Raw genomic sequence first — 25,652 nt, forward strand, 5'->3', positions numbered from 1 at the left:
TATTAATTCCACTTATATAGTTCACTTATTTTAATAGATATACTCTTGCTTCATAAGGTTTAAGGTTAATTTCATCTATGGACTCAGTCTCTACAATATAATTTGAAATTAGAAGATCTTTATGTTCATACTTTATATTGTTGGAAAGAGCAAACTTAGCAATATTCTCACAGAAATTACATATTACTAAAAGAGTCTCATTTTTAAATTCTCTTGTATATGCATAAATATCTTTGTTATCCGCCAAAATCAAAGTATATTTTCCATATACTATTATTTCATTATTCTTTCTTAGTCTTATAAGTTTTTTGTAATAGTTAAAAATAGAGTTTTCATCTTCGAGTTGCGATTGCGCATTAACATATTTGTAATTTGGATTTACCTTGATCCAAGGAGTTCCATCAGTAAAACCTGCATTTTTTTTGTTGTTCCACTGAAATGGCGTTCTTGCGTTATCTCTACCCCTTTTATAAATAGAATCCATAATCTCATCATGACTTTTTTTACCACTTTCAGTAAAATCTCTATATGCATTTATGGTTTCAATATCTTTGTAATCATTAATGCTATCAAATTTCACATTTGTCATACCTATTTCCTCACCTTGATAAATGTAGGGAGTACCTTGCATCATATGAAGAAAGGTTGCTAACATTTTTGCAGATTCAATTCTATATTTATTATCATTTCCAAAACGTGAAACCATTCTTGGTTGATCATGGTTATTTAAATAAAGACTATTCCATCCTTTAGCTTCAAGTTCATTTTGCCATTTTGACATAATAGTTTTAAATTCACTCAGATCAAATTTTGTTTTGCCCCATTTCCCTTCTGGTCCATCTCCTACACTCATATGTTCAAATTGAAACACCATATTTAATTCATTCCTATCTTCACCTACGTATTCGATAGCTTGCGCAGGTGTTACATCTGGCGTTTCGCCAACAGTTATAATATCATACTTACTTAATACTTCTTTATTCATTTCTTGTAAATAATCATGAACCTTTGGATGATTTTTGCTGAAATTACCTGGATCTGCATAGTTATTATCTCCATTAAGAATACCGTCAGGATAGCTTTGATCTTTTCCAATCATATTAATAACATCCATACGAAAACCATCAATTCCTTTTTCTAGCCACCACTCCATCATACCAAAGATTTCTTTTCTTAGATTTTCGTTTTCCCAATTTAAATCTGGTTGTTTTTTCGAAAACAAGTGTAAATAATACATTTGTGATTGAGGGTCTAATTCCCAAGCAGAACCACTAAAGCACGATCCCCAATTATTGGGAGGCAAGCTATCTTTTGCGTCCCTCCAAATGTAATAATCCCTATATTTATTTGTTTTAGATTTCTTACTCTCAATAAACCATTTATGCTCATCAGAACTATGATTTACAACAAGATCCATCATTATCATAATTTTTCTATCATGAGCTCGTGATAGCAATAAATCAAAATCCTCTATGGTTCCAAATTCTTTCATTATCCCCTGGTAATTACTTATATCATATCCATTATCATCATTAGGTGATTCATAAACAGGCGACAACCATATTACATCAATTCCAAGTTCCTTAAGATAATCAAGTTTTTCTATTATTCCTCTTAAGTCTCCGATTCCGTCTCCATTACTATCTTTAAAACTTCTTGGGTAAATCTGATAAACTACACTTTCTTTCCACCAATATTTATTCATAAACTCTCCTTCTTTCTATTGTTTTATAACTTCCTTAACTTTTGGTAACAATACCCGTATAGTATGGCTTGTTTTTGTCTTTAAGTTCCTAGCAATTGCATTTAGTCGATATCTAATTTACTTTACCACATTTTACCACGTAAATGTAAATTAGTATATATTTTTTACTTGCTATAAAAAATATTTCATGAAAATTAAATTTATTTAGATAAAACAAGCTTTGATATAGCAACTATTAATAATAATCGAGTAGGAGGCTAATCATTATTTGATTAGCCGACCTCTCACACCACCCTGCATACCGTTCGGTACAAGGTGGTTCTATAAGAACTAACAAGTTCTAAGATAATATTTCGTTATACTGATTAGACCTAGACTTTCTAGGTCTTTATCTTTATATGCAATATTCATAATTGGACTCTTGGATATTCTCCAATAACTTCTTCGTGTATTTGCATATTCCCAAGACTTTTGTTTTGATAGCCCTCTCTTTTTAAGTTCCTTGAATCTCGTTCTGACCCTTTTCCATTGTTTCCATATACAGAGGCGTATCCTTCTCCTTAACCATCGGTCTAGCTCTTTTGCTATAGTTTTCATATTAGCTATTCTGAAATAATTTATCCATCCTCGAAGTTTCTGATTCAGTTTTTGGAATCTCCATTCTAGGCTTTTCCCATTACTTCTTGAAGTTACTTCTTTGATGTTTTTCTTAAGTTTTTCTATAGCTTTCGGGTGTACACGTACTTGAATTCCACCTTTGCCATTGTAAAATGAAAAACTTAAGTATTTCAGTTTCCATGGCCTAGCTACCTTACTTTTGTTTAGATTTATTTTCAGTTTCAGTTCTTCCTCCAGAAATTTTGTAACTGACCTCATTACTCTTTCCGCAGATCGTTTGCTCTTAACGTAGATATTGCAATCATCTGCAAAACGACAGAACCTTAATCCACGCCTTTCCAGTTCTTTATCCAATTCATTTAGATAAATATTACTGAGTAGCGGACTACATGGACCACCCTGCGGGCATCCGAGGTCTGTTTCTGCGACCACTCCGTTTATCATTACACCTGATTGTAAATATTTCCTTATTAATCTTAATACCTTTTTGTCATCTAAATCCTTGGATAGGATGGACATGAGTTTATCATGATTTACAGTATCAAAATACTTAGATATGTCAATGTCAACGACCCATTTATAACCGTCGTTGATGTGTTCTTTACATTTTTCAATCGCTTGGTGTTGACTTCTTCCTGGTCGGAATCCAAAACTTGTTTCTGAAAACTTTTCCTCGTAGATTGGTGTTAACACTTGGGCTATCGCCTGTTGTACTACCCTGTCTACTACCGTAGGTATTCCTAGAAGTCTTTTCCCACCGTCGGGTTTATCTATTTCTACCCTACGGACTGGCATTGGGGTATAACTTTCTTCTATTAAATCCTTTTGAAGTTGGCTGTTGTTACGTTTTAGGTATTCTAGTAGTTCATCTACTGTCATTCCATCCACGCCACTACTTCCTTTATTTTTCTTCACCTTTTTGTATGCTTTGTTCAAATTGCCACGATGAAGAATTTGCTCCATTAGGTTATTAGTATCTCGTTTCTTGTCGTCTCTTCCATTCCTTGACGCCGAAGAAATACTCATCACTTCTATGTTATCTTGGATTTCCAACCCTACCTCGCATAGATAGTCTTCATTATGAAGTTTTCTGATTTCTACATATTTCTTTGAGTTCTTCAAAATTTTCAAAACCTCCTATAGTTCAGCCCTTCCCAAAATATTTATAAATATTTTGGTACTATGGCGTCGGCTGACTGCTCATGATAAATCTTATTTCAACCATGTATCGAAATACATCTTAACATGTCCATGAGCTCTCCCCGGGTAAGAACGCAATCTTTCTCTCCATGTATCTGCTACATTTACACAGTATATTTTTTTTTTGAATAGTTTTGGGCTTCAATTTGTTTAGCAATTTTACCCAGTATACCATGCCTTATATGTAATTTCTGTTCGTCAGACTGGAAATTTGTCTACACCTGCCTTCAGATTCCTCGTCGCCGAGGACACCCTTGGTGTTCAACTATGTGCTTGGCACTATCAACCCGCACTCGGGACTTTCACCCGTTAGATTACGCCCATGCCGGGCACACTAAAAAAAAAGCTCTTGATTTTAATCAAGAGCTTTTACTGAATTTCTTTCTGCTACGCTAAGTACTTCGTTCATACTTCCAGTTCTATAGCCTAACAAATCAAGGGTTACATATTTAAAACCAATACTTTTCAATTCGTTTCCAACTTTATCCATCATTTCAATATTGAAAAATTTATTTCTTTCTTCAACATTAACCTCTACCCTTGCTATATCTCCGTGGTGCCTTACCCTTATCTGTCTGAACCCTAAATCCAATAAAAACTGTTCGGCTCTTTCAACCATACTTAGTTTTTTCACCGTTATCTCATTGCCATATGGAAATCTTGAGGATAGACATGCAAATGCTGGCTTATCCCAAGTAGGTACACCAAATCTCTTTGACAGTACTCTTATATCATTTTTCGTAAATCCAGCATCCTTTAATGGGCTAATAACTTTTAATTCCTTAGCTGCCTTCATTCCCGGTCTGTAATCGGAAGCGTCATCAGCATTAGAACCATCTAAAACCGCATTAATGTTATTATCATCAGCAACTTTTCTAATCTTTGAGAAAAGTTCTTTTTTACAAAAATAGCACCTATTAACAGGATTTTTAGCAAATCCTTCAATTTCTAATTCTTCCGAAATTATGACTATATGCTTTGCTCCGATACCTTCAATATATTTAACAGCTTCCTTAAATTCTCTTTCCGGGTATGTTGATGACTTTGCCGTTATTGCTATAACCCTATTCCCCAAAACATCAGCTGCTACATTTAAAAGAAACGTGCTATCAACACCCCCTGAATACGCTACCGCTACACTTTCTAAATCTTGAAGAATCTCCTTTAACTTTTGAAATTTCAAATCTAATTCCATATTTCATCCTCCTATTCTTATAAGACTATTACTATTTACACTAAAAATATATCACTATATTTAATTTACCATAATATTTAAGCAATAGCATCTTTTTTCTTTGGAGTTTCAAGTTTATGTCCTGAGATTTTATTTATTATTACAGCAATTGCTCCGTCTCCAGTTATGTTGCAAGCAGTACCAAAACTATCTTGGGCTACATATAGAGCTATCATAAGCGATGTCAATGTTTCATTGAATCCGAGCATACTTTGAAGAAGTCCAAGTGATGCCATAACAGCTCCACCAGGAACTCCAGGAGCCGCTACCATTGTAACTCCTAATGCTAAAATAAATCCAAAGAAAGTTCCAAAACTATAATTCATACCATTTAACATCATTATTGCAAGAGAACAACTTACCAAAGTTATTGTACTACCTGAAAGATGTATAGTTGCACAAAGTGGAACTACAAAGTCAGCTACTCCATCACTTACTCCATTTTTTTTAGTTTGAGCAAGAGTAACAGGAATAGTCGCTGCAGATGATTGAGTTCCTATAGCTGTTAAATATGCAGGAATCATTTTCTTAATTAATCTGAATGGATTAGCACCTGCTATGCTTCCGGCAACTACATATTGAAGAACAATTACTATAATGTGAAGTAAAATAACTAAAATGAATACTTTTGAGAATACTTTTAATATAGATTCAACTTGACCAGCATAAGTCATATTTGCGAAAGTACCCATAATGTATATAGGTAGTAGTGGAATTATTATTCCAGAAATCAGTTTAGTTATAATTTCTTGGAATTCCTTCATAACACTCTTTATGGCAGTAGATTTTATTGCAGCAATTCCTATCCCTATTGTAAATGCAAGAACTAAAGCAGTCATTACATCCATTAAAGGTAGTATTTTAAATTCAATAAAGGCTTTAGCAAGCCCACTCTCACTACTACCAAAATTTGATCCTAGTGCTCCAGGTTTTAAAAACATTGGAAGAATAGTAATATTTGCAAAGTATGCTATCGATCCGGCAATTATAGTAGAGGCATACGCTATTCCTGCAGTTAAAGCTAGAATTTTACCAGCCCCACTACCAAGATCACCTATACCAGGTACTATAAATCCTATAATTATAAGCGGTATAGCAAAACCTAAAAATTGACCGAATAGTCCATTGAATGTTGCAAAAACCCTAATCCCTGTTCCTGGAAGTATTTTTCCTAAAATGATACCTAGTATGATAGCAATAATAAGTCTAGGAAGTAATCCTATTTTTTTCTTTTTCACTGTTTTTTTCATTTTTATTCCTCCTTATAAATAAACGCCTTAATTTGACGTTTAAATTTTACTTTTAATAATTACTTTCATAAATAATGCATTTTTGTTATAGTTTTATTATAGTTCTTCTATGGTTATCTCACAACCATTATTTTACTTTTCTTCCTGTTCTTTAAGTTTATATTCATAAGAAAGATAAAGTTCTTCTAGTTTAGTATCCAAATATATAGGAGCTATTTTAACTTGTGTTATGTTCCCAAGCTTATTTAAATCCTCAAAGAATTTTTTGATTCTATTTTCTATCATCTCTATATTACTAAATTTAACCTTTTCAATTATAGAATCACACTCATCATTAAAAATCCTAAGGACTAATTTAATCATATCCTCTGTCATATCCCCAACTAGTTGATTGCCTTCTTTTATACTTCCATTAACAATCCACTGCTTAAATTCTATAGCTTCCTTAGATTTGATCATCTCAATTTGCTTTTCTCTTATATCCTGAAGCATTGTAGAACATTTTTCTGAATTCATTAAATTATATTCAGATTTATAAACTCCAAAACTTTGCATTAAAATATCATCATCTAAATTTATTATTTGAGACTTTAAGCTATCCACACATGTTTTTATATCGTTATATTCTGCATTAAGTTCCTCAATGGATTTTGTTTTAGTTTCAATTAAAACTTCATATTCATTTGATTTCTGTTCAATTTCATTAGCTTTTAGTTTGAACATATCCTCATATTCTTTACTTTTCATTTCAATAAAGTCATCATACTCTGTTGATTTATCTTCAAGTTCTTTATCTTTTAACTGGATTAAATTATCGTACTCTTTACCTTTGTTTTCAATTAATCCATCGTATTCTGCTGATTTATCTTCAAGTTCTTTACCTTTTAGCTGAATTAGATCATCATATTCTTTACTCTTGTTTTCAATTATGCCATCGTATTCTGCTGATTTATCTTCAAGCTCTTTACATTTCAGCTTAATTAAATCATCATATTCATTCGATTTTTGTTCAAATTCTCTAGACTGATACACAGCTTGATCATTATATTCTGTTTTAAGTTCTTGTATGTCTTTTGTTTTTGTTTTGATTATATTATCATATCCTTCGAGCTCTGCTTCAAGTTCTTTAGTTTTAGATAAAATTTGACTCATTCCCATTTGAGTTGGAGTTAATTTTATATATTTTAAATTTTTATTTTCCTCGATTAGTTTTTCAACCTCAGATTTATATTGCTTCGCATTTAAAGCATCTTTAATAGACGTAAGTATTGCCATTGAAAACCCTCCTATTTCTTTATTAATTTACATTATACCACAAAAAATTCACTCGTAAATATAGTAATAAGTCAAATTTTAGCTCAATAATTACCAAACTATTAATATTTTCCTGATTTTATCCTTATGTATACTGTAGCTCACTACCCTAAATATAAAAAATGCACCTATTTCTAGGTGCATCATCTTGTTATATAATCTCTAACTTGTCTATACACAACCATAGATAAAATTATCATCCTTTGACAGCACCGTCAGTAAGACCCCCTACCAGATACTTTTGGATAACACCAAACATAATAAATATAGGTATTAAAGCAATAACAGAACCCGCTGTCATCATACCCCAATCTATATCATATTTCCCGATAAAAGCATTAATCCCTGTTGGCAGAGTTTTAAGGCCTTCACGGCTTATAAATAGTGTGTTGAAGAATAATTCATTCCAGGCTCCCATAAAAGCAAAAACAAAAGTCGCAATAATACCTGGTTTCATTACAGGAAGTATTATTTTTATCAATGCTTGTATCCTTGAACATCCATCAATCATTGCAGCTTCTTCCAAAGTATAAGGTATTTTTTCAAAAAAGCCCCTTATCATCATAGTACAAAAAGGGATGTTCAGAACTATATAAATTATTATTAATCCAAGAAGATTATTTATAAGGCCTAGTTTTGAAAAAAGTATAAATATAGGCACTATAATCGCTGCCACAGGAACCATCTGAGTTGCAAGGAATAGAAATAGGGTAAGTTTTTTACCTGCAAATTTAAACCTTGCTAGAGAATACCCTGCAAATAGTGATATAATCAAAGTCCCTATTGAAGCAGTAGTACCTACAATCACACTATTTTTAAAGTATACTGGAAAGTTTGTAGTTTTTAATATATTTTCATAATTTTCTAAAGTAAAATGTTTTGGAAAGTATGTTATAGGTATGGTCACTATCTCCTTAACTGACTTTACCGATGTAATAAATATCCAGATGATAGGAAAAGTCATAAAAATAAAGAATACTACCATTAAAGAGTATCTCAATGCTCTGATTAATTTATCTTCCTTGTTCATTAAAAATCACCTGCTTTTTCAAATTTCGTAATTGATAGATAAAGTATAGTATATATGAGTAGTATTACTAAAAATATGACACTTAGAGCTGATGCCTGCCCAAAATCAAGGGCTTTATATGCTTTAAAAATAATATAAGAAGCCAGATTATTTGATGAATTCAAAGGCCCACCATTTGTCATTATATATATAATATCTGCAAAGCTAAATATCCATATGACTCTAAGCAGCAAAGTTGTAATGATAGTGGGTTTTATGTATGGCAAAGTTATTTTGAAAAATTTTGCTACTTTTCCTGCACCATCTATTTCTGCAGATTCGTATAAAGTCAACGGTATTGACTGAAGTGCAGCCAAAATCATTATGGTAAAAAACGGTATACCATACCAAATATTTGCCACTATTGTGCTTGGAAGTGCAGTATTTAATTGTGCCAAGAATGAAATAGGCTCTTTTATTAAATGTAATTTAATAAATATATCATTTATAACTCCATATTGCCCATTAAGTAACCATTTCCATATAAGTCCTATTAAAAATCCAGGTACTGCCCAAGGAGCAAGGACTAAGGCTTGATATAAGCTCCTAAATTTAAATTTTCTATTTAGTAGCAGCGCCAAAATTAACCCAAATGTAAACTGGAAGCTTACCGAACCTGCAACCCACCAGAATGAATTTTTTAAAATCTTCCAAGAATCTTTTTCTGCCAGTATTGCTTTGTAATTTTCAAGGCCATTAAAATATATGTTGGGATCATTTAGTCTGTAATGATAGAAGGAGGTTGCTATCCCCTTTGCAATTGGATACCCAATAAAAACAAACATTAATACTAATCCGGGCATTATATATAAATAAGGCTCAATATTCTTTTTCTTAACACTGTTTATAACTCGTTTTTTTGGTGTTAATGATTTTCTAATATCCAAACTACTCCCTCCTATAAAGAAGAATGGAGAATTTCTCCATTCCTATTGATTTAATACTATTATTTTTTATTGTATTTTGCATTTGCATTTTCTAAATACGTAGATATATTGTTCATAGTTTTTTCTGCAGTTTGCTTTTTCAAGAGATATGACTGAAGTTCTTGCCCAGCAATCTTTCCTGTAAATTCTCCCCATTCTGGCAAATATTCAGGAGCACTGAACAATACTGTATTCGAATCTTCTAAAGTATTTGTATATGCAGAAATATAACCTTTTTTTAACTCAGCGCTATCAGCAGGTACTTTTGTTGCAGGAATAACTGAGTTTTTAACACCCCATTTAAGGTTAACTTCAGGGCTCATCATATAAGAAATAAATTTCCAAGAAGCTTCTTTCTTATATGACGCAGATGTCATTGAGAACCCAATGTATCCTCCTTGTAAATATCTCTTGCCATTAGGACCTACAGGACATAATCCTGTTTCAAATGTTCCTTTGTCCATTTTTGTTTCACATGATTTTATTACTTCAGAGTCCTGTATGATTAGGGCTGTATTACCTGATGTGAATGCATCAACTGTTTCTGCATATCCCCAGTTAAGAGCATCCTTTGGGGCAGCCTTTAGATACATATCAGTGAATTTCTTAAATGTTTCAACGGATTCAGGTTTTCTAAATACACATTTACCGTTTTCATCAAAGTAATTTGTGAATCCTCCATTAGTCATAATGAAGTTCGACATAAGGGTCCAGCTTCCCGCTCCTCCTCTGAAGGAATATCCATACCTGTTTTTTGATTTATCCGTGATTTTTTCTGCAGTATTAAAGAAATCCTCTGTTGTTTTTGGAAGATCAACACCTGCGGCTTTAAACCAATCGTTCCTATAATACATTGACTGGAAATATAAACTATGTGGAACGACATACAATGTGTCTTTGTATGCTTTACCAAGCTTAAGGCTTTTCTCTGTCAAGGTATCTTTTTTGTCCCATTTATTATAATATGGTCCTAAATCTTCAAGCTTTCCGGTTGCACCGATTTCAGAAACCCAATTTGCAGCCATTTCCATTACATCTGGCAGTTGATTTGCAGCTGACATTGTAATGATTTTATCATGGGCTTGTTCCCACGGCTCAGAGATTAGTTCCACTTTTACATCTTTATTCTTTAATTCAAAATCAGATATAAGCTCTTTTACAAATTTAGTCCTCTCAGGACTGGTTAGAGTCTCCATAAACTGAATAGTTGTTACCTTTGGCTCAGTAGATTTACTGCATCCGAAAAAAGACATGGAAGCAATCATAACAAATGCTAAGGTTATTGATAACTTTTTCATTATTCTTCATCCTCTCTTTTCATAAATTTCGATTTCTCCCTCATCATATTAACTCATGTCTTATAATCTATATTCGACCACAATAACCAATATCATCTTTTATGTAAATATCTTCCTAAAATACATAAATTAGTTTGCTGCGGATTAAACTCTAATCAACAAAAAAATAAGAATAAGAAAAACACTAAGGCTTAATAACTTTAGTGTTTTTCTTACTCTTATTTGAATTTTATTTGCTAATTTTTCTAAGCTATTTTAAATTTATTAAAAGTTCTCCAGCCTTTACCTGTTGTCCTTCTATAACATTAATTGACTCAACCACACCTGTTACACTGGTGCTTACCCTTGTCTCCATCTTCATAGCCTCCACTGTCATTAATGGTTGATTTTCAGTTACTGTATCTCCTTCTGCTACAAGAATGGCTAAAACAGTTCCTGGTATAGGTGCTCCGATTTCTAAAGGATTTGATGAATCTGCCATTTGTGGTCCTTGGAAATCTTGCAACGCTTTATTGTTTCTATCCTTTATTTTTATTTCGCGTCTATTTCCATCCACCTCGAAAACAAGAACTTTGTTACCTTCTAAATCCAAGCTACCAATGTGAAGCAACTTTATCATATAAGTTTTCCCATCAGCAATTTCGACTTCGCAGGTTTCACCCTCATTGAGCCCGTGGAAATACACATCACTTCCGATTCTACTTAAATCTCCAAACTCCTTAACATATTTTATGTAGCCATCGAATACCTCAGGGTATAATGAATAGCTTAATATATCTTTTTTATCTGGAGCAATATTAAATTTCTCTATTAAATGTTTCTCTATCTTGCTAAAATCCTCATCAGGAAGTAATTCACCCGGTCTACATGTAATTGGTTTCTCACCCTTTAAAACTAATATCTGAAGTTTCTTTGGAAATCCTCCCATTGGTTGACCCATCATTCCTTTAAAGTATGATACAACTGAATCTGGGAAAGACATATTGGTTGCTTTTTCATATATATTTTCTGGTGTAAGGTCATTTTGAACCATAAATATTGCAAAGTCTCCAACCATCTTAGAGGATGGAGTTACCTTTACAATATCCCCTACCATTTCATTTACTTCTTTGTACATTTCTTTAATTTCATTAAATTTATGTGAAAGTCCAAAACTTTCTACTTGTGGTTTAAGGTTAGAGTATTGACCTCCTGGAATTTCATATCGATAAATTTCAGCGGAACCAGAATTCAACTCTGATTTAAATTGGTCATAAACTGGTCTTACTGCATCCCAATAATCTGAAATTCCCTGAATTCCTTTGAGTTCTATCCCAGTATCCCTGTCGGTATTCTTAAGCGCTGCAACAACTGAGTTTAAAGCTGGCTGACTTGTAAGCCCTGACATACTGTTAAAAGCAGTATCTACAATGTCAACGCCTGCTTGAGCCGCCATCAAAACTGTAGCAACTCCATTTCCTGTAGTATCATGGGTATGAAGATGAATAGGCATTCCTACTTCTTGCTTTAGTGCACTTATTAGCTTAAACGCAGCATGAGGTTTAAGCAGTGCTGACATATCTTTTATTCCTAAAATATGAGCACCTGTTTTCTCAATTTCCTTTGCTAGCTTAATATAATAATCCAAATTATATTTATCTTTTTTATCATTTAAGATGTCTCCTGTGTAACAAATGCAAGCTTCTGCAACCTTACCACTTTTAATAACTTCATCTATTGAAACTTCCATTCCTTTTAGCCAATTTAGAGAATCGAAAATTCTAAAAACATCAATGCCTGTAGCTGCAGATTCTTTAATAAATTCACGAATTATATTATCCGGATAATTCTTATAGCCTACCGCATTTGCTCCACGTAACAGCATCTGGAAAAGCACATTAGGAATTTTCGATCGTAGTTCTGTTAATCTTTCCCAAGGAGATTCATTTAAAAAGCGATATGCTACATCAAAAGTAGCGCCTCCCCACATCTCAAGAGAAAACAAATCTCCTCCATAAACAGAGGTAGCACTTGCTATCTTTAACATATCCTTTGTTCGCATTCTAGTTGCCATTAAAGATTGATGAGCATCTCTCATTGTGGTGTCTGTTATTAGTAATTTATTTTGATTTTTAATCCATTTTAAAAGACCCTCTGTACCCTGCATATCTAAAATCTGTTTTGTCCCACTAAGTTTATTTGGCATTATGATTTTAGGAACTACCGGCACATCATAAAGCTTTTTAATGCCACTTACTTCATTCACCATTTTATCTCCAATGAATTTTAGCACTCTACCTTCTTCATCTTCCTTAGGTGCAATGGATATTAATTCTGGATTTTCTTCAATAAAATTTGTATTACATTCGCCCCTCAAAAAAGTAGGATGATTTAATACATTAATTAGAAAACCTATATTAGTCCTTACACCTGTAATTCTAGTTTCCTCCACGGCTCTTATAGATTTCCTTATAGCATCTTGAAAAGTTCTAGACCATGATATGTTTTTTACCAAAAGACTATCATAGTAAGGGGTAATTACCGCCCCAGCAAAACCATTACCGCCATCTAGCCTTATTCCAAAGCCAGAACCGGTTCTATATTCTTCTATTTTCCCAGTATCCGGTGAAAAATTATTAGAAGGATCCTCTGTTGTTATCCTGCACTGAATAGAATATCCTCGAAGCACAACATCTTCTTGAGACGAAATTCCTATTTTAGAGGAATTTAAAGCGTAATCTTCTGCTATAAGTATTTGGCTTTGAACTATATCAATACCTGTTACCATTTCTGTAACGGTATGTTCAACTTGAATTCTAGGGTTCATTTCTATAAAATAATGATTTCCATTAGTATCTACTAAGAACTCCAAAGTTCCAGCACTTCTATAACTTACTGATTTAGCTATTTTTAAGGCATCATTGCAGATTTCATTTCTTTTTTCTTCTGATATTGAAAAAGCTGGGGTGTACTCTACAACCTTTTGATGTCTTCTTTGAATAGAACAATCTCTTTCAAATAAATGAACAATATTACCAAACTTGTCTCCAAGAACCTGTACTTCTATATGTTTAGACTTTTCAAAATATTTTTCTATAAATAAATGATCAATACCGAAAGCTTTCTTTGCTTCACTTTTAGCACTTCTATAAGCAGAAGCTAATTCGCCTTCATTTCTTACAATTCTCATGCCTCGTCCGCCGCCGCCAGCAACTGCCTTTAGCATAATAGGATATCCACATTCCCCTGCGAGTTTCTTTGCAATGTCTACTGTTTCAATTTCTTTTTCATAACCAGGTATCGTAGGAACTCCTAATGATTTTGCCACAATTTTGCATTTAATCTTATCTCCAAGTTTATCCATCATTTCAGCTGTAGGTCCAATAAATTCAATACCTGCTTTAGCACACTTTTTCGCGAATTCAGGGTTCTCTGATAAGAATCCATACCCTGGATGAATTGCATCTACACCTTTTTTAAGCGCAATACTGATTATCTCCTCAATATTTAGATATGCCTCAACAGGACTTCTGTTTTTTCCAATTAAATAAGCTTCGTCTGCCTTAGTTTTAAAAAGTGAATATTTGTCTTCATTGGAATAAATTGCCACCGTACGAATCCCAAGTTCATTACAAGCTCTAAAAATTCTTATAGCAATTTCGCCTCTGTTTGCTACTAGTACTCGTTTAAATTTTTTCACGTTTGTTACCCCCTGTTTTAGCCTTTAATCTACTTCATTATTCATAAGAATACAGGATTTTTAAAAAAAATGCAATAAAATAAATATTATATTGCAATAGTCTCCCCTATCCACTCAATTACTTACAGATGACACCTGTAAGTTATCTCCATCCTAATCTAAATATTAACTAATCTTAATTTTTCAATAAATGACTTAACAGTGTCTTCATTTGTAGCCAATAATGTTACTAAACGGATTGCAGAATTATCCGCATCAATTTTTTATATTTTTAAGTTTCTGTATCTATTGTACGCTGCCATTATTTCTTGCTTTCGCGCCATGGCTAAGTTTCCACTTCCACCTTTTAATTTATCCATGGATATTAACCCATTTTTCTTTATTTTACAAATTATATCATCAACCATACTTTCAAATCTTAAGCCCTTATTCATAATATTTACCTCTGCCCATTTCATAATTGTGCCTATAGCATTTACTTGTTCACTATCAACTATTTGCTCTACAGCTCTTAAATCTATGTCATCTCTGTTTATACACAATATATTGAGCCCCATTGTTTTGATTTTAACTCCCCTTTCTCCTTGTGAAATAGTTCCGGCTTTAACTACTCTGTTAAATGAGATATCTATTTTTAAATTTCTTTCGTTAATTCTTTTTGTAATATGACCACTACTTAGCTTTTTAGCCTTTTTTGTGACGTCCTTGGCCTCATAATTATCAAGCTGCACTACAGAATCCGCTACATCAAAAAAATCTCCAGAGCTTCCTACTACCATTATTGTTGAAATACCTTTCTGGTTATATAAAGATCCCACTATTTCAATAAACGGTGTGATTGGTTCCTTTTCTGTGCAAACTAATTTTTGCATTAAATCATCTCTCATCATGAAATTAGTAGCTGAAGTATCTTCATCTATTAAAAATACCTTAGCGCTGCTTTCTATCCCCTCAATAATACTCGCCGCTTGTGATGTACTCCCACTTGCGTTCTGCGTAGAGAATTCTACAGTGTCTTTCCCGTTAGGTAAGTTACTTATAAATAGTGATATATCCGTTTTAGTGACGCATCTACTATCTTCTGCCCTTACTTTTAAAGCTGATTCATCTGTTATAACAAACTCGCGACCATCACCTTCAATATGATTATAAACTCCAATCTCTATTGCTTTTAATAATGTTGATTTACCATGATATCCTCCACCTACTATAAGCGTTATACCTTTTTTTATTCCCATTCCACAAATTTTGCCACGGCTCTTTGTATTAAACTCTACTTCTAATTCCTTTGGTGAGGCAAATACCATGCCAGCTTTTAATGCTTTTGTAGATATTCCACTTTCTCTCGGCAGCATTGATCCATTGGCTACAAATGCAACTAGCCCTCTACTTGCAAGCGACCTTCTTATATGCTCTTGATCTTCTACTAAATTTACTCTGCTTATTAATTTTTCACTATTAATATTTTTATATATTAAAGTTCTCTCTACAATATTTGGTATAACATTATACAAAATTTTCTCAAGCTCTCTTGATAAAACGCTTCTTCCTCTCGCTGGAAATCCAACATAAAACCTTGCTTCTATTTTATCCTCATCTATAATTATTGAAGTTCTATTTAGTATCTCTTGTGGACATTTGCTTATAGCTATTAATCCACTCTTCCCAGATCCAAAAACTTTTACGCAGCACTTATTTATATTAGAATAAAATTCTCTTGTTAAATAATCAGCTACTGCAATATTTTTTATTTTATTATCAAAAGTCTCCTTTGGAAATTTAGCAACCCTCTGATTTACTATTACCCTAATTCTTGATGGTGATGCAAAAGGATCACCTTGAACATGATCTATGCAAAGTGCAAAACCCCCAAAATCATACTCTCCCTCTAACTCCTTGTACAACCTATAACTTTTCCCATCAATTCTAGCTAGTTCTTTTTTTAACAACTCCAAACTTTTCATTAAACTCTCCTCTTATTCTTTATAAAGTAAATTTCACTTTCTTATAATATAAAAAAGCTACTAAACTATGGATTTTTTGTTTAGTAACTTATAATCTACAATACAATGTCTTATTAATTAATACACCTATATTAATTATACACATCTTTATTTGTTGCATCAATAATCATGTAAAATTCGATAAAAATAGTTATTTTTTTCATAAATTAAAAGGAGGATTATACCCCTCCTTTTTGATTTAAATCTCGTATTCTACTATTTCTTCTATAATATCTCTAAACTTTATAGTTCTATATTTAGTGAAATTAAGCCATTTATTTGCAAAAATATCGTTAATGCCTTTTTCGTAATCAGCGATATAGTCCAATAAATCTTTATCAGCGCCTATATTGATACCAAACCCATTTTCATTAATAGTGACTACGGCCTCATAAGAATACTTATCTATTGAGATAACATCCATTAACTTACCAGCTCTTATTTTAGCAACAATGCTAGCATTTAATACTATTACATCGAAGTTTTCTTTAAAATCATAACTTTGTCCAAGGAAAGGTACATTATCACAAATATTATATTGCACGACTTTTGACAAGTTCTTTTTAACTTCTGCTGTTTTAATATCATAATAATATTCATCAAAACAATTTATTGGAATCTTAATTCCATCTTTAATAAAGCTAGTCACCGTTACTTCATCAGGATCAATAGCGCCCGAAATAATTCCACCACCACTTACATCATAACCATCCACTATTACAAATCTACCAGTGTTTTGGTTATCTGAAAATTTATCAAAGCATATATTCTCCTTTGTTTTTATAGTAACTTCAGCTACATCATTAGTTTTTGCCTCAAGTGCATTTTCGTAAGTACTTAAAGTAGTTGCATCTATAACTTTATTAAACGATACAATTTCACATTCCACTTCTTGAGTTACAAGCTTTATCTTATATTTCCTACCTTTTACAAAATTGCTTTTCCCCATCCAAAATATATTGGTCTTAAAAATATTTGAGACAATAGGTGTATTTTTTTTATGAGAGATTATTTCTCCTCTTTTATTAAAAAATTCATCTTCAAAAGTAATACCTACAGACATACCTGCACTTACAGTTTTTACATTATCTTTTTCTACAAAATATTCAATAGTTTTAACTTTTGTAGTTTTATTTTCTGGTGAAATAAGAATCTCATCCCCAATATTAAGTGTACCTGCCTCTACTCTTCCTGCAATTATTCTCCTATTATCAAACTTATATACATCTTGTATAGGTAATCTTAGAGGTTTTGCTTCGAGGCCTGTTTCTTGGGTAAATAAATCTAATGCTTCAAGCACAGTTTCTCCCTTATACCAAGATAATTTATCGGATTTTGAAGTTAAATTTTCACCGTAAAATGCTGATATAGGGATATAACTCATAGGGTGTACATTTAGATTATTTAAAAAAGCATTCATTTCATTTTTTATAACATTAAATTTTTCCTGACTATAATCAATAAGATCCATTTTATTAACTACAACGCACACCTGTCTAATCCCTAAAAGAGAAAGTATATAACCATGTCTTTTAGATTGTTCTTGAATTCCTTCTTCCGCATCAATTATTAAAAGTGCAGCTTCAGCGCTGGCTGCCCCTGTGATCATGTTTTTAAGAAACTCTACATGTCCTGGAGCATCTATAATTACATAATCCCGCATGTCCGTATGAAATTGAAGAGAAGTTGTATCGATTGTTATTCCTTGTTTTTGTTCTTCTTCAAAAGCATCTAATAGGTATGCATATTCAAATGGTTTACCTTTTTCTTTAGCAATTTTTTTAACTCTGTCTATTGCACCTTCTGGCAATGACTTTGTATCATAAAGCAATCTTCCAATTACTGTAGACTTGCCGTGATCTACGTGTCCCACCGTAACTATTCTTAATACTTCTCTTGTATTTTCCATTAGTAATAAACCCCTCCCTTACATATACCCATCTTTACGAAGCTTTTGCATTGCGTAAGCATCCTCTTTATCTTGAGCTCTACCTGCGCGTTCACCTGTTGTAGTGTTTTTTAGTTCTTCAATAATTTCATCAATAGTCGTAGCCGTAGACTCTATCTTACCAGTACACTCAGCGCAACCAAGACTTCTATATCTTTTGCCGTCTTTAGCAAAATACAAATCTATAATTGGTATATTTTCTCTCTGTATATAAGCCCATATGTCAATTTCACTCCAATGAAGTATTGGATGAACTCTAATATGATTCCCCTTTGGAAAATCAGTTTTAAATTGGTCCCAAAGTTCTGGTGCTTGATTAGTATAATCCCATTCTGAATCCTTATTTCTTTCACTAAACACTCTTTCCTTTGACCGCGAACCTTCCTCATCACTTCTAATTCCTAGAATTAATCCATCAAATTCATACTTTGTAACCACCTGTTGAAGGCCATCTGTTTTTAGTGCCTTGCAGCAATTAAGTCTTCCGCAGTGTGGCCCCATACCATTCTTTATAGCTTCCTCATTCGTGTGTACTATAAGGTCAATATTAAACTCTTTAGCAATTTTGTCTCTATATTCAATCATTGCAGGTATTTTATGTTTGGTATCTACATGAATAAAAGGAAAAGGACAATGTCCAAAAAAAGCCTTCTTAGCGAGCCACAACAGTACTGTTGAATCCTTTCCAATTGACCATAACATCCCAAGCCTACCTAATTTTTTATAGGATTCTCTTAATATAAAAATACTTTCTGCTTCTAATGTATCTAAATGATCCATAATTTTACCTCCCTAATATTTGTTAGCCTCTGCTACATTTGTTGTAATAATGATTTCTTCACTATTTGGTCTAAACATGTGCCAATGAAGAAGATTTTTTTCTTTTTTTGTATTTAAATAAGTTCCTTTGCCTCCAATATCTGCTCCAAGATAATAATTTATAGCCATAGCAGGACATTCTTTAACGCAAGCACAACATCCCCAACACTCCTGTGGGTATTCTATAAAAGCTTTTGAGTCATTCTTTTTAAATATAAGATTTCCCGGGCAAACGTCCATACATTTTCCGCAACCCACACATTTTTGTGGATCTATTTTAATGCTCATAAATTTCATCTCGCTTTATTAAATTTCTAAAAACAACTTTAACCTTTCCATCTTTATATATTGTGTTGATATATTTAAGTAAACCATCATCTTTATATGGAAAATCCGCATTATCTCCATAGCATTTCCAGAGGGTTTCTTTTCTTTTTAGAAGATGAACTATTAAAACTTTGCAAACATATAACCTATCTATGACTTCAAATATTTGCAAAAGTTCTCGCATGTCCTTGGCCCTCAAATCCTTTGAAAGCACTAAAATCTCATCTATTTTACCACTTGCAATTCGCAATTTTGAAGAATTAAAAACATAGTTTTTAGATATACCACCTGCATATTCATCCATTACCTTTTGCATAGCCTCTTCAACAGCATTTATAGAAAACAAACTGTCATTATCTTCAAGAAAAGTTTCTAATAATTTAGCTTTAGATAAAATTTCTTCTTCCTCTATTAATTTATTTTTCTTGTTTTTTATAAACTTCGTTGCGGCATCAGCTGCAATTTCACCTTCGACAAAACAACCAGTTACATATTTTTTAGGGCTTCCCCCTGCCACATCCCCAGCTGCATATAATCCTGGGATAGTAGTAGCTCGTTTTGTATCCACCCAATAACCGCTAGCAGAGTGACCACCTACTATATAAGGTTCTGTACCTTCTATCTCCAAATTTTCTGTACTAGGCCCCAAACCATCTTCAATCCACTTTAAAGTCTGTGCTGGAGCCATATTAAGATATGCCTTGTAGAGTTCTTCCTCTACTTCCTTTGAAATGCCCTTAGTTTTCAAATAGCAAGGTCCTAAGCCTTTTTTATTTTCCTCTACAGTTGCAAATAATCGTGTAATAGTTAAAGGTCTCCCATAGTTTTGCACATACTCCGTATCGTAAGCATTAATTTGCTTAGCACCAATACCTTGAGCCACAGTGCCTGTAGGTGCTATGGTGTCCTTACATCTAAGCGCAATAAACCTCATTTCAAAAGATGTCATCTCAGCGCCTGCTCTTATTCCCATTGCATACCCTGCTCCGGTATTAAAAGGTGAATACCACATCTTATGTTTAGAAAATCCAGGATTATTAGGTTTATAAAGGCCTGAAGCTCCACCGGTGGAGCAAATAACTGCCTTTGCATAAATCACATAAAAAATATTTTTTTCTATATGGAAACCATAAGCACCTATAACCACTTCATCTTTAACAATGTAATCTATTATATTTACCTTGTTTAAAACCTTTATGTTTTTCTTTGAGTTAACCTCATTTGCAAGAAGAGGTTTTATATTTTCCCCATTGATTTTAATGCTTCTTTTGCCACGAGTAACATATTGGCCATGTGAATCCTTTAAGATTGTAAGCCCTAGTCCCTCCATATTTTTTGTAACTTTGTTTAAATTTTTAGCAATAGAATATACCAGGTCTTCCCTTATTATTCCCTCAGCTTCATTTTTAACATAATCTACGAAGTCATCTGGGGTATATCCTTTGTTAATATAGGCATTGATTGCATTAACTCCTGCCGCTAGACATCCGCTTCTTTTTATATTAGCTTTGTCCACTACTAGAATGCTTATGTCTTCTCTCTTAGTTAAAGTAAGTGATGCATAACATCCGGCTGTGCCTCCACCAACAACTAATATATCTGCTACCAAAGTTTTCATTTCTAGCTTCATCTTAACCTCCTAAACTATAGCTTTAAATAATCTAATATTTTATCTACACATTGATCTATAGTTTGCTCTTTTGTATTTATCACAATTTCTGGGTTTTCTGGATTTTCGTAAGGTGAAGTTATTCCTGTAAACTCTTTAATTTCACCGAGTCTCGCCTTTTTATATAGATTTTTAGGATCTCTTTTCTCACATTCGCCAAGTGGGCAATCTACAAATATTTCAATGAAATCTTCACCAAGGGTTGCTCTTACCATTTCACGGTTTTCTTTAAGTGGGGATATGAAACAAGCAATAGTTATTAGTCCTGCATCTACAAATAGCTTTCCAATTTCACTGATTCGCCTAATATTTTCACTTCTATCCTCTATAGAAAATCCAAGATCTGAATTTATGCCAAGGCGAATATTATCACCATCTAATAGATAAGTTGACTTTCCTAGATAATCTAATTTTATCTCTAAAGCGTTTGCCACTGTAGACTTTCCAGAACCTGATAACCCAGTAAACCATAATAACTTAGATTTTTGTGTAAGTGTGGTTTCTCTATGCCTACGGGTTACAACCGTATTATGCCAGGTTAGATTTTCTGCACTCATTTAACTTCACCTCCATCAATTTTTAAAAACTAGACCCTATCAAGACCCCAAATATGTCTCATACTTTTCTCTAATCTTGAAAAAACAAGTTTATCAACAAATAACCCAAGAATTATTATCACTATCATTACTGCTACAACCTGGCTAATGTCTGCTAAATCTCTTCCTACCATTAGTACTTGACCAAGCCCCTTTGTAGACGAAAGCATTTCCCCAGCCATTAGGGCCCTCCATGCAAAGGACCATCCCTGCTTTAATCCACTAACTATATCCGGCAACGCTGCCGGCAGGATTACCTGAGTATAGATCTTACTACCCTTAGCTCCCATCGTTCTTGCAGCTCTTATATATAAGGGATTAACATTTTTTATTGCATAATTAACTGATATTGCCACCGCAAATGTGGAACCAATTGCAATTACAAAAATAATCGAACTCTCACTAAGCCCAAACCATAAAATCGCAAACGGCAACCAGCAAATACTTGGCAATGTCTGAAGGCCTAAAATTAATGGGCCCAGGTTCTTTTCTAAATATTTAAATTTAGCAATTGTGAGCCCAAGAGTAACTCCAATTACTACTGAAATAAAATATCCCACTAGTATTCTCTTTAAACTTGCAACAATGGCTATCCCTATAGTATTATCCTTTATTAGAACTGCCAGAGTCACAAAAACATCTATAGGTGATGGTAACGTATAAGGCCTCCAAATTCTTAGAATATCAACTCCTACTTTATAAATCGCCTCCCATATTAATATTAGAAGAATATAAAACAGAATTTTCTTCAATATTCCAATCACCATCGTATTCTGCTTTTGCAACCTTCTCCACCTCCTCTTTTAATGCTTTCATTATTTTAGATGTGTAATAAGCAATATCACAACTTTCCATCTGTCTTGGCCTTGCAAGCTCTATAATAAATTCCTGCTTTATTCTACCTGGATTTGCTGCCATCACTACAACTCTATTGGCCAAATAAACTGCCTCTTCTGCGTTGTGAGTAATAAAAATGATGGTTTTTTTTGTATTTACCCATATGCGTTGCAATTCTTGTTGTAACATCATTTTAGTCTGACTATCAAGAGCCGCAAAAGGTTCATCCATTAAAAGTATTTCACAGTCAAGAGATAGTGCGCGAGCGAGTGCTACTCTCTGCTTCATTCCCCCCGACAGCTCATAAACATAGGAATTCTGGAACTTTGAAAGATGAACCATTTTCAAATAATGTAGTGCCTTCTCGTATCTAACTTCCTTAGTCACACCTGCCATTTTCATTCCAAACTCTACGTTATCAATTACCTTAAGCCATGGGAATAATGCAGCTTCCTGAAACATCACTGTCCTATCTGGTCCCGGCCCAGCTATCTCATTACCATTAAGTATAACCACGCCCTTAGTGGCCTTTTCAAGTCCTGCCAAAATATTTAGCAGTGTTGATTTCCCACAACCAGACGGTCCTAGTATACATACGAAGTCGCCCTTTTTTATCTCTAAATTAAAATTTTCAAGTGTGCTTGTTTTTTTATGTTTTGAAACAAATTCTTTGCTTACGCCCTTAACAATAAGACTCAAATTTATCACCTCTTTTATTTGATTTGATCTTGCCCTTTTTCTTTTAAAACTTTATTCAAAATACTAAGATTAAACAACGCCTTAGTATCTGGCTCTAATTTTAAGAAGCCTGCATAAATTGAATATTTAACAAAATCAATTACTGAGTCCTTTTCCGGATTATTTGTAATTGTTAATCTCTTAAAAGCAGCATCTAAAACATCATTTGGTATTCCTTTTTTAGTTAATTCAGTAATTTGTTTGTTTACTATTTCCTTAGCATTATCTGGATTTTTATTAATATAATCAGTTACTTCTACATGATTTCTTATAAAATTTTCAACAATTTGTGGATGCTGCTTTAAAAATTCAGTTCTAACAACTACTACAGCAGTAGTATATTTTCCTTTTCTAAATATTTCTTTATAATCTAAAATAATATTTGCTTTCGCCTCTTTAATAAATCTTGAACCCCATGGTTCTGGCACTAAGGCTGCATCTATATCCCCTTTTTGCATCAGAGATAAAATATCCGCATTTGCTGCTTGCCTTACTTCCACGGTTCCACCCTTTGTCGTGTCTTTAAGCCCATTCGCAGATAATATATTTCGAAGTGTTATATCTTGTGTATTACCAAACTGTGGAACTGCGATTTTCTTGCCACTTAAATCTTTTATATTTTTAATAATTGTTCCTTTTTTAGATACAAATATTGCTTCTGCGTCGGTTGCCCCTGCAATAATCTGAATGTCGCCTTTGGACTTTGCATATCCATTAATAGCTGGACCAGGCCCTATATATGCTATATCAATAGCTTCTGCAAAAAGTGCTTCTATTTCTGCTGGCCCTGCATTAAATAATCTCCAATCTATCTTGTTTTTTCCACCGACGGCCTTTTGAAAACTTCCCTGTGCGCGTCCTACAAGAGCTTGTGAATGAGTTATGTTTGGAAAATACCCAACTCTAAGATTAACATTATCATTTCCTACTTTTTTAGATGAACATCCTGCTAATCCCCCAAGTATTAAAATACCTATGAATAATACCATTGAAAATTTAAAACTCTTTGAATTTTTCATTTTATCTCTCCTTATTTAAATCCCCACTTTTAACAACATTTCAAAAGGAAAGTCTCCCTCTTCTATATATTTTATATAAGTATATATTCCATTTCCTATAATGTCAATAGGTTTACTATGTTTTATAGAAATGTCTTCCACTTCTATAAGTGAATGGATACAATTAAGATGCATACTATAACAAATAAGATGCATACTATAACAAATAAGATGCATACTATAACAAATTGAAAACTTCAGTTGGAATATAAATCTCCTCCTGAAGTTGTTAAACCCTTCGAAGCTGCGCTAGTTATAATTTAATTGATAGCAAAGTTTTTTATTCAATACGTAGTTTCAATAACTACGTATTGAATTATTTATATTCATATGATATATTATTAATATATATAAATTAGCTCAATCAATTTATACGATTATAATTTAATTTCATGGAGGTATATTATGGAAATAAAAGATAGTTATATTTTTATAGCATTTGGTGATTCTATTACAAAGGGAATCATTTATGATGATGAAAGATCTAAATACGCAACTTTAAAAGAAAACTTTACGAGCATCATTGAAAATAAAATAAAAGGCCCAGTATATAATGCTGGTAAATTTGGTAGTACCATTATGAGAGGCGCACGTAAGATGTATAATGATGTCATCAAAAAATCGCCTGATATAGTGTTAATAGAATTTGGTGGTAATGACTGTGACTATAACTGGAATGACATCGCTAAAAATCCTGATATGGAATACAGACCTAATACTGATATTTCTATCTTTCGTGAAACACTACTAACAATGATAGACACATTAAAAACTAATCACATATTCCCTATACTTATGACGTTGCCACCACTAGATCCTTTGAAGTATTTTAAATGGATTACAAAAGAAGATTCTACTTCAGAAAAAAATATCTTACAGTGGTTAGGCACGAAGGATAGACTCTTTAATTGGCATAACTCATATAGTAAAATCATTACTGAGATAGCCGCTGAAACTAGCACTGTTCTTATAGATGTACGCACAGAGTTTTTAAAGTACAGCGACTATAGTCAGTTTTTATGTAAAGATGGAATACATCCCAATATTGAAGGTCAATCATTAATAGCAAATGTTATATTAAAATTTTTAAAAGAAAACTACAACTTTTTATTACAACATTAAAAATGTTGATACGCTCATAGAACATATATTCAGACGTAGCATATAATTCCTTAGCAACAAAGATTGGAAATTAACTTTCAATTTTTGTTGCTTTTGTTATTTTTTAAATACAATTCATTAAGTATAATTTGTTAAATATGATTTTTTTTAAAATGAAACTTGCATTTTCATAAAATCATGGTACAATTTATATAATTCATTTATAAAATTCATTTATAAAAATCATTTATAAAATGAAAAAG

19 protein-coding genes are annotated in these 25,652 nt (G+C 32.8%); 1 reads left to right on the forward strand and 18 read right to left on the reverse strand.

The genetic code is table 11. The features are described 5' to 3' along the window. Positions 1–25 precede the first annotated feature (25 nt). The 18 genes from ACWJKP_RS12825 to ACWJKP_RS12910 all read right to left on the reverse strand — a co-directional run bounded on the left by ACWJKP_RS12825 (position 26) and on the right by ACWJKP_RS12910 (position 24,249). Positions 26–1,705: a glycoside hydrolase family 13 protein gene (locus ACWJKP_RS12825; protein WP_165414500.1), complete on the reverse strand. Its 1,680-nt coding sequence runs from the start codon at positions 1,703–1,705 to the stop codon at positions 26–28. 330 nt (positions 1,706–2,035) lie between these two features. After that, positions 2,036–3,445, reverse strand: a complete 1,410-nt coding sequence (gene ltrA, locus ACWJKP_RS12830) for a group II intron reverse transcriptase/maturase (RefSeq protein WP_165415056.1) — start codon at positions 3,443–3,445, stop codon at positions 2,036–2,038. Between the two features lie 433 nt (positions 3,446–3,878). Next, complete coding sequence (larE, locus tag ACWJKP_RS12835) at positions 3,879–4,718, reverse strand: ATP-dependent sacrificial sulfur transferase LarE (RefSeq protein ID WP_165414475.1); 840 nt, start codon at positions 4,716–4,718, stop codon at positions 3,879–3,881. Positions 4,719–4,795: 77 nt separating this feature from the next. Next, positions 4,796–6,007, reverse strand: a complete 1,212-nt coding sequence (locus tag ACWJKP_RS12840) for a dicarboxylate/amino acid:cation symporter (RefSeq protein WP_165414474.1) — start codon at positions 6,005–6,007, stop codon at positions 4,796–4,798. A gap of 132 nt (positions 6,008–6,139) precedes the next feature. Continuing rightward, entirely contained in the window at positions 6,140–7,282 is a 1,143-nt protein-coding gene (locus ACWJKP_RS12845) for an SNIPE associated domain-containing protein (RefSeq protein WP_165414473.1), read from the reverse strand. A 235-nt stretch (positions 7,283–7,517) separates the two neighbouring features. Continuing rightward, a complete protein-coding gene (locus tag ACWJKP_RS12850; RefSeq protein WP_165414472.1) occupies positions 7,518–8,351 on the reverse strand; it encodes a carbohydrate ABC transporter permease in 834 nt (277 codons plus the stop codon). Continuing rightward, positions 8,351–9,277 carry a carbohydrate ABC transporter permease gene (locus ACWJKP_RS12855; RefSeq protein WP_462961199.1) on the reverse strand — a complete coding sequence of 309 codons (927 nt, stop codon included), beginning with the start codon at positions 9,275–9,277 and terminating at the stop codon, positions 8,351–8,353. Before ACWJKP_RS12855 ends, ACWJKP_RS12850 begins: the two co-directional genes overlap by 1 nt. Before the next feature lie 59 nt (positions 9,278–9,336). Beyond that, positions 9,337–10,614 (reverse strand): ABC transporter substrate-binding protein, encoded by a 1,278-nt coding sequence (locus ACWJKP_RS12860; protein ID WP_165414471.1) that lies wholly within the window; start codon positions 10,612–10,614, stop codon positions 9,337–9,339. Between the two features lie 250 nt (positions 10,615–10,864). Continuing rightward, positions 10,865–14,293, reverse strand: a complete 3,429-nt coding sequence (locus ACWJKP_RS12865; RefSeq protein WP_165414470.1) for a pyruvate carboxylase — start codon at positions 14,291–14,293, stop codon at positions 10,865–10,867. A 263-nt stretch (positions 14,294–14,556) separates the two neighbouring features. Next, a complete protein-coding gene (locus tag ACWJKP_RS12870) occupies positions 14,557–16,257 on the reverse strand; it encodes an ABC-ATPase domain-containing protein (RefSeq protein WP_165414469.1) in 1,701 nt (566 codons plus the stop codon). Between the two features lie 238 nt (positions 16,258–16,495). Further along, entirely contained in the window at positions 16,496–18,205 is a 1,710-nt protein-coding gene (locus ACWJKP_RS12875; protein WP_165414468.1) for a sulfate adenylyltransferase subunit 1, read from the reverse strand. Between the two features lie 18 nt (positions 18,206–18,223). Continuing rightward, positions 18,224–19,024, reverse strand: coding sequence for a sulfate adenylyltransferase subunit CysD (cysD, locus tag ACWJKP_RS12880; protein ID WP_462961200.1), 801 nt, complete (start codon positions 19,022–19,024; stop codon positions 18,224–18,226). Positions 19,025–19,036: 12 nt separating this feature from the next. Beyond that, positions 19,037–19,351, reverse strand: coding sequence for a 4Fe-4S dicluster domain-containing protein (locus ACWJKP_RS12885; protein ID WP_165414049.1), 315 nt, complete (start codon positions 19,349–19,351; stop codon positions 19,037–19,039). Then, on the reverse strand, positions 19,341–21,020 hold the full coding sequence (locus ACWJKP_RS12890; protein WP_462961201.1) for an adenylyl-sulfate reductase subunit alpha: 1,680 nt from the start codon (positions 21,018–21,020) through the stop codon (positions 19,341–19,343). Before ACWJKP_RS12890 ends, ACWJKP_RS12885 begins: the two co-directional genes overlap by 11 nt. A gap of 14 nt (positions 21,021–21,034) precedes the next feature. Further along, on the reverse strand, positions 21,035–21,616 hold the full coding sequence (cysC, locus tag ACWJKP_RS12895; protein ID WP_165414047.1) for an adenylyl-sulfate kinase: 582 nt from the start codon (positions 21,614–21,616) through the stop codon (positions 21,035–21,037). Positions 21,617–21,645: 29 nt separating this feature from the next. After that, positions 21,646–22,422: an ABC transporter permease gene (locus ACWJKP_RS12900; RefSeq protein WP_187351447.1), complete on the reverse strand. Its 777-nt coding sequence runs from the start codon at positions 22,420–22,422 to the stop codon at positions 21,646–21,648. After that, on the reverse strand, positions 22,352–23,191 hold the full coding sequence (locus tag ACWJKP_RS12905; RefSeq protein WP_165414045.1) for an ABC transporter ATP-binding protein: 840 nt from the start codon (positions 23,189–23,191) through the stop codon (positions 22,352–22,354). The genes ACWJKP_RS12900 and ACWJKP_RS12905 overlap by 71 nt, the downstream gene beginning before the upstream one ends. 14 nt (positions 23,192–23,205) lie before the next feature. Further along, positions 23,206–24,249 (reverse strand): aliphatic sulfonate ABC transporter substrate-binding protein, encoded by a 1,044-nt coding sequence (locus ACWJKP_RS12910; protein WP_462961202.1) that lies wholly within the window; start codon positions 24,247–24,249, stop codon positions 23,206–23,208. A gap of 444 nt (positions 24,250–24,693) precedes the next feature. Here ACWJKP_RS12910 and ACWJKP_RS12915 point away from each other — a divergent pair, with 444 nt between their 5' ends. Further along, entirely contained in the window at positions 24,694–25,410 is a 717-nt protein-coding gene (locus ACWJKP_RS12915; RefSeq protein ID WP_165414043.1) for an SGNH/GDSL hydrolase family protein, read from the forward strand. Positions 25,411–25,652 lie beyond the last annotated feature (242 nt).

Source organism: Clostridium sp. CM037, from assembly GCF_055081095.1.